This window comes from Citrobacter sp. R56 (assembly GCF_016811995.1).
GTDB classification, from domain to species: Bacteria; Pseudomonadota; Gammaproteobacteria; order Enterobacterales; family Enterobacteriaceae; genus Citrobacter_D; species Citrobacter_D enshiensis.
The window spans coordinates 4,060,901-4,076,516 of sequence record NZ_CP069159.1; the positions used below are offsets into that span (position 1 = coordinate 4,060,901).

The 15,616-nt window shown below is 54.6% G+C and carries 13 protein-coding genes; 6 read left to right on the forward strand and 7 right to left on the reverse strand.

Annotated features, from left to right (window positions below; translation table 11 throughout):
* Window positions 1-16 precede the first annotated feature (16 nt).
* The 3 genes from pyrB (at window position 17) to ridA (ending at window position 1,920) form a co-directional block, all read left to right on the forward strand.
* Complete coding sequence (gene pyrB / locus JM656_RS19135; protein ID WP_192610889.1) at window positions 17-952, forward strand: aspartate carbamoyltransferase; 936 nt, start codon at window positions 17-19, stop codon at window positions 950-952.
* Window positions 953-963: 11 nt separating this feature from the next.
* A complete protein-coding gene (gene pyrI / locus JM656_RS19140) occupies window positions 964-1,425 on the forward strand; it encodes an aspartate carbamoyltransferase regulatory subunit (RefSeq protein ID WP_192610888.1) in 462 nt (153 codons plus the stop codon).
* A gap of 108 nt (window positions 1,426-1,533) precedes the next feature.
* Window positions 1,534-1,920: a 2-iminobutanoate/2-iminopropanoate deaminase gene (ridA, locus tag JM656_RS19145; protein ID WP_000047540.1), complete on the forward strand. Its 387-nt coding sequence runs from the start codon at window positions 1,534-1,536 to the stop codon at window positions 1,918-1,920.
* A 69-nt stretch (window positions 1,921-1,989) separates the two neighbouring features.
* Here the strand turns inward: ridA and mgtA are convergent, their stop codons facing one another.
* Together mgtA and mgtL are read right to left on the reverse strand one after the other, a co-directional pair.
* Window positions 1,990-4,698, reverse strand: coding sequence for a magnesium-translocating P-type ATPase (mgtA, locus tag JM656_RS19150; protein ID WP_203359130.1), 2,709 nt, complete (start codon window positions 4,696-4,698; stop codon window positions 1,990-1,992).
* A 143-nt stretch (window positions 4,699-4,841) separates the two neighbouring features.
* Complete coding sequence (gene mgtL / locus JM656_RS22535) at window positions 4,842-4,895, reverse strand: mgtA regulatory leader peptide MgtL (protein ID WP_370552338.1); 54 nt, start codon at window positions 4,893-4,895, stop codon at window positions 4,842-4,844.
* 177 nt (window positions 4,896-5,072) lie between these two features.
* Here mgtL and treR point away from each other — a divergent pair, with 177 nt between their 5' ends.
* From treR to treC, 3 genes are all read left to right on the forward strand, one after another.
* Window positions 5,073-6,020, forward strand: a complete 948-nt coding sequence (treR, locus tag JM656_RS19155; RefSeq protein ID WP_203359131.1) for a trehalose operon repressor TreR — start codon at window positions 5,073-5,075, stop codon at window positions 6,018-6,020.
* A 142-nt stretch (window positions 6,021-6,162) separates the two neighbouring features.
* On the forward strand, window positions 6,163-7,581 hold the full coding sequence (gene treB, locus JM656_RS19160; protein WP_203361332.1) for a PTS trehalose transporter subunit IIBC: 1,419 nt from the start codon (window positions 6,163-6,165) through the stop codon (window positions 7,579-7,581).
* Between the two features lie 51 nt (window positions 7,582-7,632).
* Window positions 7,633-9,288 carry an alpha,alpha-phosphotrehalase gene (gene treC / locus JM656_RS19165; protein ID WP_203359132.1) on the forward strand — a complete coding sequence of 552 codons (1,656 nt, stop codon included), beginning with the start codon at window positions 7,633-7,635 and terminating at the stop codon, window positions 9,286-9,288.
* A gap of 463 nt (window positions 9,289-9,751) precedes the next feature.
* On the opposite strand, the gene JM656_RS19170 is transcribed toward treC, so the two are convergent.
* Genes JM656_RS19170 through JM656_RS19190 form a run of 5 tightly spaced genes read right to left on the reverse strand, consistent with a single transcriptional unit; the run spans window position 9,752 to window position 14,932 of the window.
* Complete coding sequence (locus JM656_RS19170) at window positions 9,752-10,177, reverse strand: ion channel (RefSeq protein ID WP_203359133.1); 426 nt, start codon at window positions 10,175-10,177, stop codon at window positions 9,752-9,754.
* A gap of 1 nt (window position 10,178) precedes the next feature.
* Window positions 10,179-11,201 (reverse strand): DUF2955 domain-containing protein, encoded by a 1,023-nt coding sequence (locus JM656_RS19175; protein WP_203359134.1) that lies wholly within the window; start codon window positions 11,199-11,201, stop codon window positions 10,179-10,181.
* An 11-nt stretch (window positions 11,202-11,212) separates the two neighbouring features.
* Window positions 11,213-12,307 (reverse strand): HlyD family secretion protein, encoded by a 1,095-nt coding sequence (locus tag JM656_RS19180; protein WP_203359135.1) that lies wholly within the window; start codon window positions 12,305-12,307, stop codon window positions 11,213-11,215.
* Entirely contained in the window at window positions 12,304-13,827 is a 1,524-nt protein-coding gene (locus JM656_RS19185) for an efflux transporter outer membrane subunit (protein WP_203359136.1), read from the reverse strand. The genes JM656_RS19180 and JM656_RS19185 overlap by 4 nt, the downstream gene beginning before the upstream one ends.
* Window positions 13,817-14,932, reverse strand: coding sequence for an AI-2E family transporter (locus JM656_RS19190; protein ID WP_203361333.1), 1,116 nt, complete (start codon window positions 14,930-14,932; stop codon window positions 13,817-13,819). The genes JM656_RS19185 and JM656_RS19190 overlap by 11 nt, the downstream gene beginning before the upstream one ends.
* Window positions 14,933-15,616: the final 684 nt, after the last annotated feature.

Consider the following 15,616-nt stretch of genomic DNA (forward strand, 5'->3'; position numbering starts at 1 on the left):
GCGTCAGGAGATAAACATGGCTAACCCGCTATATCAAAAACACATCATTTCCATAAACGACCTTAGTCGCGATGACCTCAATCTGGTCCTGGCGACCGCGGCGAAATTAAAAACCAACCCGCAGCCGGAACTGCTGAAGCACAAAGTGATCGCCAGCTGCTTCTTTGAGGCGTCAACCCGTACCCGCTTATCATTCGAAACCTCAATGCACCGTCTGGGCGCCAGCGTGGTCGGATTCTCCGACAGCAGCAACACCTCTCTGGGTAAAAAGGGCGAGACGCTGGCGGACACCATTTCCGTCATCAGTACCTATGTTGACGCTATCGTCATGCGCCACCCACAGGAAGGCGCGGCGCGTCTGGCCACCGAGTTTTCCGGCACCGTACCGGTCTTGAATGCGGGTGACGGCTCTAACCAGCATCCGACTCAAACGCTGCTGGATTTGTTCACCATTCAGGAGACACAAGGCCGCCTGGATAACCTGAACATCGCGATGGTCGGCGACCTGAAATATGGTCGTACCGTACACTCTCTGACGCAGGCGCTGGCAAAGTTCGAAGGCAATCGCTTCTACTTCATCGCCCCGGATGCGCTGGCCATGCCGCAGTACATTCTCGATATGCTCGATGAGAAAGGCATTGCCTGGAGTCTGCACGGCAACTTCGAAGAGGTGATGGCTGAGGTGGATATTCTGTATATGACCCGCGTGCAGAAAGAGCGCCTGGACCCCTCTGAATACGCCAACGTCAAAGCGCAGTTTGTCCTGCGCGCCAGCGACCTGAACGGCGCGCGTGAAAACATGAAGGTTCTGCACCCGCTGCCGCGTATTGATGAGATCACCACCGACGTCGACAAAACACCGCACGCCTGGTACTTCCAGCAAGCTGGAAACGGTATTTTCGCTCGCCAGGCGTTACTGGCACTGGTTCTGAATCGCGATCTGGCACTGTAAGGGGAAAAGAGATGACACACGATAACAAACTTCAGGTTGAAGCAATCAAACGCGGCACCGTGATTGACCACATTCCCGCTCAGGTCGGTTTTAAGCTACTGACCCTGTTCAAGCTGACCGAAACAGACCAGCGCATCACCATCGGTCTTAATCTGCCGTCGGGCGAAATGGGCCGCAAAGACCTTATCAAAATTGAGAACACGTTTCTGACCGATGAGCAGGTAAACCAGCTCTCTCTGTACGCACCGCAAGCCACCGTGAATCGCATTGATGATTACGACGTTGTGGGCAAATCCCGCCCCAGCCTGCCGGAGCGTATCGAAAGCGTGCTGGTCTGCCCGAACAGCAACTGTATCAGCCATGCAGAACCGGTTTCTTCCAGTTTTTCAGTGAAAAAACGCGTAGACGACATTGCACTCAAATGCAAATACTGTGAAAAAGAGTTTTCTCATTATGTGGTGCTCGCCAACTAATTGGGGTTGGTTATGGATTCCCGGCTCCCTATAATGACCGGGACATGAGGCTGCATCCCTCAAGTGGATTGATGCAGCCTCAATTACCGCTGTAATTCAGGAGATATCATGAGCAAAACTATCGCGACGGAAAATGCACCAGCAGCAATCGGCCCATATGTTCAGGGCGTAGACCTGGGCAGCATGATCATCACTTCCGGTCAGATCCCGGTTGATCCAAAAACCGGCAGCGTACCGGAAGACGTGTCCGCTCAGGCGCGTCAGTCGCTGGATAACGTAAAAGCTATCGTCGAAGCCGCAGGCCTGAAAGTAGGCGACATCGTTAAAACCACCGTGTTCGTCAAAGATCTGAACGACTTTGCCACCGTGAACGCCACTTACGAAGCTTTCTTCACTGAGCACAATGCCACCTTCCCTGCGCGTTCTTGCGTCGAAGTGGCACGTCTGCCGAAAGACGTGAAAATTGAAATCGAAGCGATTGCCGTTCGTCGCTAAGCGATAAAATCCGGGCGCTAATGCCCGGATTACGATTGCCGGATGGCGCTAACAGTCCGGCAAAACAGATCACTGCCAACCGTAACGCCGACTATAAAACCCCTTCACCCACTGCGTCAGCGTCATATACCCCACCAGAATAGCCACCAGCCATGGGAAATAGCTCAGCGGTAACGCCTGCAATTGCAGATAACTTGCCAGCGGTGAGAACGGCAACGCAATTCCCACGACCATCACCAGCAATGTCATCAGCATTAATGGCCATGCGGCGCGGCTCTGAATAAACGGCACGCGGCGAGTACGGATCATATGCACAATCAATGTTTGCGACAGCAACCCCACCACAAACCAGCCTGACTGGAACAAGGTTTGCGCTTCCGGCACATTGGCGTGAAATACCCACCACATTAAACAAAACGTCAGAATGTCAAAGATCGAACTGATCGGCCCAAAGAACAGCATAAAGCGCCCAAGATCGGCGGGATTCCAGCGCTGTGGCTTTTGGATCTGCTCCTCATCAACGTTATCAAACGGGATCGCCACCTGGGATACATCGTACAGCAGGTTTTGAATCAGTAAGTGTAGCGGCAACATGGGCAGGAACGGCAGGAAGGCGCTCGCCACCAGCACGCTGAAGACATTACCGAAGTTAGAGCTGGCGGTCATCTTGATGTACTTCAGCATATTAGAGAAGGTACGCCGCCCCTCTATTACCCCTTCTTCCAGTACCATCAGGCTTTTTTCCAGCAGAATGATATCAGCGGCTTCACGGGCAATGTCCACCGCACCATCAACGGAAATACCAATGTCGGCAGCACGCAATGCGGGCGCGTCATTGATACCGTCGCCCATAAACCCGACCACATGCCCTTCGCGTTTCAGCAACGTGACGATGCGCTCTTTGTGCATCGGCGTCAGGCGCGCAAACAGCGTGGTGCGCAGCGCCAGATTCGCCAGTTCATCATCGCTGAGTCGTTCGATATCGCTACCAACAACCACCTCTCCCACATCCAGCCCGACGTCGTGGCAGACTTTTGCCGCCACCAGCTCACTGTCTCCGGTGAGGATTTTTACGCCTATCCCGCTGGCTTTCAACGCGTTCAGCGCCGGTGCAGTGCTCTCTTTCGGGGGATCAAGAAACGCGATATAGCCCTCAAGGATCAGATCAGACTCATCAATACGCTGATAGTCCCCTTCCCGCGCGGGCAGGTATTTCGTCGCCACCGCCACCACGCGCAGTCCCTGTCGATTCAGGGTGTCAGTCACACGCTTAACCCGCCGCAGCATATTGTCATCCAGCGGCACAATGTCGCCGTTGTGCCGCACCTGGGTGCAGACACTGAGGATCTCCTGCAACGCCCCTTTGCACACCAGTTGATGCACACTGGCGTCTTCTGCCACCACTACCGACATCCGGCGGCGTTCAAAATCAAACGGGATCTCGTCAATTTTCTGCCAGCGACCGGAAAGCTGGCGCGCAGACGCTTCATCGACCCCTTCCAGCACGGCGGTATCGAGTAAATTCTTTAGCCCGGTCTGGTAATGGCTATTCAGCCAGGCGGAATGCAACACGCGTTCGCTGGGTTTTCCTGAGATATCGGTGTGATTCTCCAGCACAATTTTATCCTGCGTCAGCGTGCCGGTTTTATCGGTGCAGAGAATGTCCATCGCACCAAAGTTCTGGATGGCGTCGAGATGTTTGACAATCACCTTCTGCTTTGAAAGTTTCACCGCCCCACGCGCCAGCGTGGAGGTGACAATCATCGGCAGCATCTCCGGCGTTAAGCCAACGGCCACCGACAGCGCAAAGAGCGCCGCCTCCCACCAGTCGCCTTTGGTATAACCGTTAATGATCAGCACCACAGGCGCCATCACCAACATGAAGCGAATCAGCAGCATACTGACGCGGCTAATGCCCTTTTGAAAAGCGTTCTGCTCGCTTTCCTGTTCGGTGACGCTTCCCGCCAGTTGACCAAACCAGGTATTGGCACCCGTCGCCATGACCATCGCCTGCGCCGTGCCGCTCACCACATTGGTGCCCATAAAACACAGCGTGTCGCACTCAAGCGGATTGCTTTGCTGCGGGTCACGCGTCATCGCCACTTTCTCGACAGGCAGCGACTCGCCCGTCAGAGAGGCCTGTGCAACAAACAGATCACGTGCCTGAAAGACGCGCAGGTCGGCCGGGATCATATCGCCCGCCGCCAGTTTGATGATATCGCCCGGCACCAGTTGGTCGATGGGCAACTCAATCCAGCCGTTCTCTCCGGTGTCGTTTATCACGCGCAGCACCGTCGCCGTATTACTGACCATCGCCTTCAGCGCATCCGCCGCTTTCGTCGAGCGCGCTTCCTGCACAAAATTCAACAGCGTGGAAATGACGACCATCAGGGCAATTACGCCAGCAGCGAACAGATCTTCGGTGGCATAGGAGATCCCGCCCAGAATGGTGAGCAAAATATTGAACGGGTTGCGATAGCAGATCCATAAATGCCGCCACCACGGCGCGGGCTGCTGAGCCGGAAGCTGGTTCTCGCCATATTTTTCACGGGCGCGCTCAACCTCAGCATGGTTCAGCCCTTCCGGGTGCGCGTCAAACGTCTGCCAGAGCGCCTCTTCTTCCATCACGGCGACCTTCAGACAGCGATCGCTTAATGAAGGAGGAACGGGCGCACTGGCTACGGTCTGCGCGTTGGGCAACGGATCACGCTGCACCAGACGATAAGGTAAATGGCGGCTCAGCCGGACAAAAAGTAAACGGGTGATATTTTTAAACATGGGCAGTCCCTCCGCGCCCAATAACACAGGCGCAGAAAATCCGTCAGGCGCGGCAATGCCTTACCTGAGGGTAATGTAATGTGCTAACAGGGACGTCAGAACGTCACTGTCTTACGTCGCCGGTAAGACAGTGAAAAGCAGGCTTACCGGAAAGGAATATTTCGCCTTCGCGAGAGAGGGGTGGGATCGGGATCCATACAGCCTCCGGTAAGTGAATGATGCGCAATGCGCAGAAAACCATAAGGTTTGTGTCTATTATGGCGGTATGATAACTGAAGGTGACTAAACCAGACGTAAACCAGACTTTGCCCATTGCCGCTCACTTGAGTAAAGTGATTCCTTTTCAAAGACCAGACGTACCACGGGAAAACAGGATGCAAAATCGGCTGACCATTAAAGACATCGCCCGCTTAAGCGGCGTCGGGAAATCGACCGTTTCCCGCGTGCTCAACAACGAAAGCGGCGTCAGCGAACGGACCCGCGAACGTGTCGAAGCGGTGATGAATCAGCACGGATTTTCCCCTTCTCGTTCTGCGCGCGCCATGCGTGGACAGAGCGACAAAGTGGTCGCCATTATCGTCACGCGTCTGGACTCGTTGTCTGAAAACCTCGCGGTACAAACCATGCTCCCCGCCTTTTATGAACAAGGCTACGACCCCATTATGATGGAGAGCCAGTTTTCACCGGCGTTGGTAGAAGAACATCTGGGCATGCTCCGGCGGCGGAACATTGATGGCGTCGTGCTGTTTGGTTTTACCGGTATTAATGAAGAGACGCTCCACCCCTGGCAGCCTTCGCTGGTACTGTTGGCTCGTGATGCCAAAGGGTTTGCCTCCGTCTGTTATGACGATGACGGAGCCATCAAAACCCTGATGCAGCGCCTGTACGATCAGGGTCACCGGCATATCAGTTTTCTGGGGGTCCCACATAGCGACATCACCACCGGTAAACGTCGCCATGACGCCTATCTGGCCTTCTGTAAAAAACATCAACTGCATCCCGTTGCAGCGCTACCAGGTCTTGCCATGAAGCAAGGCTACGATCACGCGGTGGATGTCATTACCCCGGACACCACTGCGCTGGTGTGCGCGACGGATACGCTGGCGTTGGGCGCCAGTAAATATTTGCAGGAACAACGCATTGAGGCGCTGCAACTGGCCAGCGTCGGCAATACGCCGCTGATGAAATTTCTCCACCCGGAGATCGTCACCGTCGATCCAGGCTATGCCGAAGCGGGACGACAAGCGGCATTGCAGCTGATCGAGCAGATCAACGGACGCAGCGATCCCCGTCAGATCGTGATCCCTTCCGCCCTCTCCTGAAGACAACACGAGCACTTTTTGCACGGTAATTTGTGATCTTCGCTGCGTTTCGGGAACGTTCCCATTTTAGAAAATATAACGAAGATATACTCTTGCGGCAGGTTACGACACAACATCACTTCATCTGCCACGGGGCTAAATGATGAGTAAAGTTAAACAAGCTGATATCGACCAGCTGATAGCGCTGGTGGGCGGGCGCGATAACATCGCCACGGTAAGCCACTGCATTACCCGCCTGCGCTTTGTCCTCAATCAGCCAGCAAATGCTAAACCAAAAGAAATTGAACAATTACCGATGGTTAAGGGCTGCTTCACCAACGCAGGTCAGTTCCAGGTGGTGATTGGCACCGATGTCGGCGACTACTACAAAGTCCTGCTGGCGACCACCGGGCAGGCCAGCGCCGACAAAGAGCAGGCGAAAAAAGCCGCGCGCCAGAACATGAAATGGCACGAGCAGCTGATCTCCCACTTCGCCGAGATCTTCTTCCCTCTGCTGCCTGCATTAATCAGCGGTGGTTTGATCCTCGGTTTTCGTAACGTGATTGGCGATCTGCCGATGAGCAACGGTCAGACGCTGGCGCAGATGCATCCGTCGCTGAAAACCCTTTACGACTTCTTGTGGCTTATTGGCGAAGCGATCTTCTTCTATCTGCCGGTGGGGATCTGCTGGTCTGCGGTGAAGAAAATGGGCGGAACGCCAATCCTCGGGATCGTCCTCGGTGTGACGCTGGTTTCTCCCCAACTGATGAATGCCTATCTGCTGGGACAACAGGTTCCGGAGGTATGGGACTTTGGCATGTTCAGCATTGCGAAAGTGGGTTATCAGGCGCAGGTGATCCCGGCGTTACTGGCAGGTCTGGCGCTCGGATTGATTGAAACACGCCTGAAGCGCATCGTACCGGACTACCTTTATCTGGTGGTGGTGCCTGTGTGTTCGCTGATTCTGGCAGTCTTCCTCGCGCACGCCTTGATCGGTCCGTTTGGCCGCATGATTGGCGACGGCGTTGCGTTCGCAGTGCGCCACCTGATGACCGGCAGTTTTGCACCGATTGGCGCGGCGCTGTTCGGCTTCCTTTATGCTCCGCTGGTGATAACGGGCGTCCATCAAACCACGCTGGCTATCGACATGCAGATGATCCAGAGCATGGGCGGTACGCCCGTCTGGCCGCTGATTGCGCTGTCGAATATCGCTCAGGCATCCGCCGTAGTCGGCATCATTATTTCCAGCCGTAAACACAACGAACGTGAGATCTCCGTTCCTGCCGCGATCTCTGCCTATCTTGGGGTAACCGAACCGGCAATGTACGGCATTAACCTGAAATACCGTTTCCCGATGCTGTGCGCAATGATCGGTTCCGGTCTCGCCGGATTGCTGTGTGGCCTGAATGGCGTCATGGCGAACGGTATCGGCGTCGGCGGCTTGCCGGGAATCCTCTCCATTCAACCGAGCTACTGGCAGGTGTTTGGCATGGCGATGGTGGTCGCGATCGTCATTCCGATGGTGCTGACCTCTGTCGTCTATCAGCGCAAGTACCGTCAGGGCACGTTGCAAGTCGTCTAATTTTTTGTGGGGCGCCGTTGCGCCCCAGTGCATTTGTTCCAGGAAAAAATAATGAACACCCTTCCCCACTGGTGGCAAAACGGCGTTATTTACCAGATCTATCCCAGGAGTTTTCAGGACACCACTGGAAGCGGCACGGGCGATTTACGTGGCGTCACGCAGCGCCTCGACTATCTGCAAAAACTGGGCGTAGACGCCATCTGGCTGACGCCGTTTTACGTATCTCCGCAGATTGATAACGGCTACGACGTGGCCGACTATATGGCGATTGATCCCGCCTACGGCACGCTGGATGACTTTGATGAGCTGGTCGCGCAGGCAAAAATACGCGGCATCCGCATTATTCTGGATATGGTGTTTAACCATACGTCGACGCAGCACGCCTGGTTTCGCGAAGCGCTCAATAAAGAGAGTCCGTATCGCCAGTTCTACATCTGGCGCGATGGAACGCCGGATGAGCGGCCCAATAACTGGCGCTCAAAGTTTGGCGGTTACGCCTGGGACTGGCACGCCGACAGTGAGCAATACTATCTGCACCTCTTTGCGCCAGAGCAGGCTGACCTAAACTGGGAAAATCCTGCGGTTCGCGCCGAATTGAAAAAAGTCTGCGAATTCTGGGCAGATCGCGGCGTCGATGGCCTGCGCCTGGACGTGGTGAACCTGATTTCAAAAAATCAGGATTTCCCGCACGATCCCGACGGCGATGGCCGCCGTTTTTATACCGATGGCCCGCGTGCGCATGAATTCTTGCACGAGATGAATCGCGATGTGTTTACCCCGCGTGGATTAATGACCGTTGGCGAAATGTCTTCCACCACCCTGGAACACTGCCAACGCTATGCCGCGCTGGAGGGCAGCGAACTGTCGATGACCTTTAATTTTCACCATTTGAAGGTCGATTACCCCGGCGGCGAAAAATGGACGCTGGCGAAACCCGATTATGTGGCATTAAAAGCGCTGTTCCGCCACTGGCAGCAGGGGATGCACAACATCGCCTGGAATGCGCTGTTCTGGTGTAATCACGACCAGCCGCGCATCGTCTCGCGATTTGGCGATGAAAACGAATACCGGGTTCCGGCCGCGAAAATGCTGGCCATGGTGCTACACGGCATGCAGGGCACGCCCTACATTTACCAGGGCGAAGAGATTGGGATGACCAATCCGCATTTCACCCGCATCACCGACTACCGTGACGTAGAAAGCCACAACATGTTTGCCGAGCGACTCGCCCAGCATCAGGATGCTGATGAACTGCTGGCCATACTCGCCAGTAAATCGCGCGACAATAGCCGCACGCCAATGCAGTGGGATAGCAGTGAAAATGCCGGTTTCACGCACGGCACGCCGTGGATAAACCTGTGCGACAACGCTGCGAAGATTAACGTCGCGGCGGCGCTGGCGGATAAAGACTCCGTCTTTTACACCTACCAACAGCTGATCGCGCTGCGCAAAAAAGAGCCGATTCTGACCTGGGGCGATTACCAGGATCTGTTACCGAACAGCCCACATTTGTGGTGTTATCGTCGTGAATGGCAGGGACAACAACTGCTGGTTATTGCCAATCTGAGCCATGAATGTCAGGACTGGCAACCAGCGGAGCTCAGCGGAAACTGGCAGGTTTTGCTGCATAACTACGATGAAGTCGCCCACCTTCCAGGCCCCATGACGCTACGACCGTTTGAAGCGGTCTGGTGGTTGTTGCAATAAAAATAGGGGATGCAGATACGATGATGCTGGTCAGCTCAGAAATCAGGGAGAACCTGTCACTCTGGTGAAGGGTGACGTTCACCTTATGTCCACAGCCTCTCTGAAACCACCCTACCTGTGAACGTGCAAGGGAGGCTCCCGCCGCCTCCCTTGCAACCCTGGCTCCCGGCGGGAAAATCGTCGCTTCGCGATACATTCGCCTTATGCCGTCTGCCTTTCGGGTCGGGGTCGAGCCTGCATCCCTGCAGGCCGTCCCCTCCGCCCGCGTCCCTGCGGGCGGACCCGGTCAGCCGTCAACGTCTCATCGATTTTCAGCCGGACCGTGGCGTCGCTTTCGCATTCTGACTTCCAGTGATTTCCGTTTGGCTGTTTAACCAAAAACTCAGGTGGTCAGGTGTGGGGAGAGTCCGGCCGAAAATTGCCGACGTGTTTCCGTAAGGCCGGAGGAACCCGCCTAAGTGCGCTATTTAGTTTGCCCGAGCAGTTTGCGAATATGATGCTGTAAGACCGCCAGCATACTGGCGCCAGACAGACCAATCATCATTGCCCCATTCACGGCCTCGAGTACGCCAAACAACTTCCACTTTGCACTCATCACGATATCGCCATAACCGAGAGTGGCAAAGTTAACGCCTGAATGGTAAACAGCCTCTTTGAGCGTTGAAAACTCTCCCAGCCACAGGAATAAAATCCCCCACAGCAGGATTTGCAGCAGATTGCCCATCAGCACGATGGTAATGATGCCAAACAGCGCCAGCACCCCGGCCATCATCCCTTCGCGATGGTGAAAACGTTTGATGTAAAAACGGATACAGCCAATCGAAACCCACGACTGTAATAACATATTCAGCAGGATGACGGGCATCCCTGTGACTAAAACCAGCAACATATTAATCTCCTGAAGTGGCTTCTGACGCAGGCCGGCCACTCGGGCGCCAGCGCTCAAGAATCACAACACATGCCCAACCATAGAGGGCAACGGCAACATACAAAGCGCAACGCATCGCAGACGCCAACCAGACATCCTTGCCGGCAGCGCTATCCTGAATAGCCGGGCCAAACAAGATGAGGCAGGTGACCCAGGCGTTGCTCCAAAAGGAGGGGGTAAACCGGTTGGCCACCAGTCTCACCATGCGTCGTGCCACCCAAAGGCTGACCAGCGCAAGCCACAGCACCAGCATCAAAAGCGAGGGCCAAAGACTTAAGCCAAACCACAACACCACGGCTAACAGCGTGCCCATCAGGGTCGACAACACCAGCTCACGACCCACCTGTTTTGCCGCCAGCGTGTTGGTTTGTTGTGCAAGCATCACTGTTTTCATCACCGCCGGAATATAGAAAGCGGGATTACTCAACGCCAACAGCCAGACTGGCAGCACAATCAGCACCGCGCGCTGGGCCAGGTGATGGGGCGATTGCGGTGCAACATAGGCTTTTCCCACCGGGGCGGGTGTTGCCTGCGGTGGAAAGACGACCAACGCAATCCGGTTAACCACCGTGCCAATGATGATGCCAAGTCCCATCATCTGGGCGATGCCGACGGCAAGGGATTGCTCAATCAGCCCGGCGATAGGAATGATGGTGACCGCAGTGGTAAGCAACATCGCCTGAGTGCCCTTCCCTGCAAGCCACATCAGCATCAACAGGTAAAGCAACAACGCGGTCAGCAGGAGTGCGGGCAACGGATAGTGCGTTAACAAAGGCACTATCAATACCCCACCCATCATGGTTGCCATCAGCCCAAGGCCCGCCACTATCCCTTTCTTGAGGGGTAACGGCTTGCCCTGACAGAGTACAATCCAGGCCATGATGCACCCCAGATGGGGCATAGGCAGTGCGAGGCTATAACAGGCCAGCGCGGCAATCGCGGTTCCGCAGCTGATCCTCAGTACCGCACGATCTCCGTTATGCATAGCGCAGCACCTTAGTAGATATACGAGAACACGCTCATCAACCGTATGTAGACGCTACCTAAAATGCTCATCAAGCCACTGCCATTCGCGTACACCAGCACATCTGCTTGTCCGCCCGCCCGTAAACTGTCGACCGGGGGAAAATCATCTTTAGAGAACGCCACCTTGACCGGGAAACGCTGAGCCTGACGTAACCAGTCACGGTTATTGTCGATAGTCGGCAATACCCCCGCTGGCTGGCTTTGCGTTGCACTGACGCCATAGCCGATGCTGCGCACCTGCCCTTTGTAAACGTGCCCCGGTTGGCTATCGAGCAGAATGGCGACTTCATCGCCAGGGTTCACATTGCCGAGGTTGTTCTCTGTCATGTCCGCACTGATCCAGACATCGTTGATGGCAACCAGGGTCATTACCGGTGCTCCCGCGCCAAGAAACTGGCCCACATCGGTGCGCAAATCAGTCACCAGACCACGGTTGGTCGCCACAATCACGGTATTTTTCCGGTCAAGTTCGGCTTTACGAACCGCCGAACGCGCGCTGAGCAGTTGTGAATTATTGTCGCCCTCTTCCCCCGCCATTTCGGTTACACGCCGTACATCAGCCGCCGCAGCCGCCATCTGGCTACGCGCGGTTTCACGCGTGGCTTGCGCCACTTCAAGACGGCGGACTGAAATGGTGCCGGGATCTTCTCGGTACAAACGCTCCTGGCGTTCCGCGTCTTTCGCGGCATTCTGGTAAGCGGCGGTCGCGGCCTGCAGACCTGCTTTGGCAGCGGCAATGGCTTCATTGTTTGCCTTGACCGAACTTAATACCGTTTCATAATCTGAACGCGCGCGTGACAAAGCGATGTCGTAAGGCTCGGGATCAAGTTCAAACAACCGATCCCCTGGCGCCACTTGCTGATTGTCGCGCACATAGACTTTTTGAATCTGCCCGGCGACCTCAGAAGAGATAGGAATAACAAACGCCTGAATTCTGGCCTGCGAGGTATAGGGTGTGAGTCGGTCAGCCGCTAAATACCAGCACAGCAGCACCACGATCACGGCGAGGAGACTTATCACGCCACGACGACTCGCTTGTCCCGCCGGGGATGAGGGTTCGGTCATTGCTTTTTACCTTCTTTGAGATCAGTTGCTGCTGGCATAGGCGCGTCTAACAGAGGGATCCAGTCCTCCCGCTGACGTAAATGCGCATCGGTTTGTGGATCGACCAACGGACGTTGCCGCCCGCTTTCCCAACCGCCGCCCAGCGCTTTGTACAGCGTTATCAGGTCACGCATCAGCGCACCACGGCTGTTCACCAGGCGCTCCTGTTGATTGAACAAGGCGCGTTGCGAATCCAGTACCCGCTGGAAATCGGCCATCCCTTCCCGGTATTGCGTATTCGCAATCTCCAGTGAACGGGTAGCCGCCTCTCCCGTTTGGGTCAGGAGCTCAATCTCGTCTTTGCCATTGGCGTAGGCGATCGCGGCATCATCGACTTCACGTGCGGCCTGAAACACGACGTCACGATAGCGTTCATGCAGTTGCAAGAAGCGGGAATCCTGCACCAGAACCTGGTTGCCAAGCCGCCCTTGATCGAGCAAATTCCAGCTAAACGTCGGGCCAGCCACCCAGGACAGTGTGCTGCTCGTCCCACTACGCGCACTGATTCCCACACTGCCAATCAGTGAAATAGAAGGATAGAGCTCACTTTCTGCCACCCCGATAAGGGCCGACTGGGCAGCCAGTTGCCGTTCCGCAACCCGCACATCAGGTCGACGGCGCAACAGATCGGCAGGCAACTCAGACACCAACGCCAGATTGCCCTGTGGAAGCACGCCGGTATTGCTCGCCATTTCAGGCAATGGGCCGGGTTTACGCGCAAGCAGCACACTGAGCGCGTTTTGACTCTGACGCAGGCTGGTTTCCAGTTGCGGGATACTGGAAAGTGTTGAGAGGTATTGGGTTTTCGCTTGCTGCACGTCGAGCTCAGCACTGTTGCCGCTAAGGAACAGACGCTCGGTGATTTGCAGACTGCGTTGCTGAATTTCGGCGTTGCTGCGGGTAATTTGCAGTCGCGCTTCTAAGGTGCGGATATTCACATACAGTTGCGCCACTTGCGCAGCCATCAGCACCTGAATATCGTCATACTGCGCAAGGGTGGCGAAGTAACTCGCATCGGCAGATTCCACGCCGCGCTGGAACTTACCCCAAAAATCGATCTCCCAACCCAGATTAAAATCGGCGCTATAGCTGGTGGTGTCATTGTAGCGGCCATCACGACGCGTGCCGCCCGTTATCACCTCACCCGTACCCACAGTCGCCTGCGGCCCCAGCAGACTTTCGGCAATGCCTAATTGTGCGCGTGACTCAAGCAAGCGCAGACCGGCAATCTTAACGTCCGGGTTTTTGCGCAGCGCTTCATTGATAAGTGCGGTTAGCGTGGGGTCATTGAGTTGCGTCCACCACTGGTCATAATTTTGTGTGGAAGCGTTGGCGGCCGTACTTTTGGTCTTCGCCTGCCACTGGTCCAGCTCCGGGACTTGCGGCGATTTAAAGTCTGGCCCCAGGGTGGTACACGCGCTCAACAGCAGGCAGGCGCCTCCTGTCAACAGGAGGCGCCCAACGCGACGATCATTGAACATCTTTTCCACTCGCCGCTACACCATCTGGCCCCTGGTTAACCCAGGCCATGAAGATGCGATAGCCGATGGAAAGCAACGTCGCCCCAACGAACATGCCGAGAATACCATTGGCCGCCATACCCCCCAGCGCCCCCAACAGCACCACAGGCATAGGCGCATCAACACCACGTCCCAGCAACAAGGGTTTAAGCACGTTATCCGCCATACCCGCAACCAGCAGCAGCACGGTGTAGACAATATTGAGAACCGTACCGTGATCGCCTGACATCCACATGATGGCAATCGCGGGGGCTGTCACCAGGATAACGGGCACCTGAGCAATCCCCAGAATCAACGCCAGGACGAAGAAGATGCCAACCGCAGGAATGCCTGCAATCGCCATGACAATACCGGCTAGCAGAGCCTGAATGAAGGCAACCCCGATAACGCCCATCGCTACGGCACGAATGGTGCTGGTACACAGTTTGGTCAGCGCAAGGCCGCGTTGTGTGTCGGTGATACGGATGGCGATACTCTTGGCGCTGCGCGCACCGGGTGCCCCCCAGGCCATCATGATACCCGCAACGATGAAGGAGAAGACGAAGCCAATTAATCCGCCGCCCATGCTCGCCAGGACTCCCACAACCTGCTTAGCAATATCTCCCAACTGCGGGCGATAGCTGCTGATAAGGCTGGGTAAATCCGTCGACGCCTTGAGCCACAAGGCGTGCACTTTTTCACCGACAAGAGGAATAGACGCGATCTTCTCAGACGGAGGTGAGATAACCAGGCTATCGCTGCCCACATTTTCCACAAGTCGGCTTACGCTATCACCCAGAGAACTGAGCATGGCAACGGTCGGCGCGACGATCAACAGCACCCCCAGTAACACCATGACAGTCGACGCCCTGCCCTGTTTATTTCCCATTCGGGCAGCAAAACGCTGATGCAATGGATACAGTGTGACCGCCAAAATAAGCGCCCACAGCAGCATATTCATGAAAGGGGACATGACAGTAAAGCAGAAGGAGCCCAGTGCCAGGATCAGCCCAAGCTTGATGAACATATCCAGAAATCTGGCAACAAGTCTTTTTTCAATGACTGTGGATAGTTCGTTATTTTCCATGATGGCGTTATTCCAATTGATTGTAACCACGCAGTTATCCCGACCTTGCAAAATTAAAAGCAGGCCAACAGATAGCGGGTATTACATTTAAAGAGATGAAAGATAATTCAATGATAAGAATAAATTTATTTTTACGTTTAATTTACCAAACTATTTTCATGATAGAACAAACAGTCATTCTTGCAAATAATGCAATGTTGAGTATTAATAAATAGTTTAACGAACAAAACAAATGGAAAACCAAGATAAAGGCAATTTAATATATTTGTATTTTGTTTTTTCAGTAGAATATTAATCAAGTCAGACACTAAAACTTAGAATTAAATTCTGCAACTGCCCATTTTGTTTTTAGTCGGTATTATGTAAGCAGTTGTAATGTTTTAAACCCACTTAAAATATCGCGCAGCGTTATCGAAATGGCACTGACTGCCTGACAATCAACAATGCCATCTGCCACACAAAACTTAATTACTTTGGGTTATGCCCCTGAGTACCAGAACCATTTTCCCCCTCGCTGAAAATGAATCTGCGGGCGATGAAGTGACAGATGAAACGTAATTTCACTGGAACGTAAAGCCGCCACACTGACAACATCACGGTCTCCTTACAACATGGCTGTAGCGGCAGTGGCAAGAGGGAAGGAATATCCGACACTCCCTCTGTAACGGGAATAATCCGGCTAAC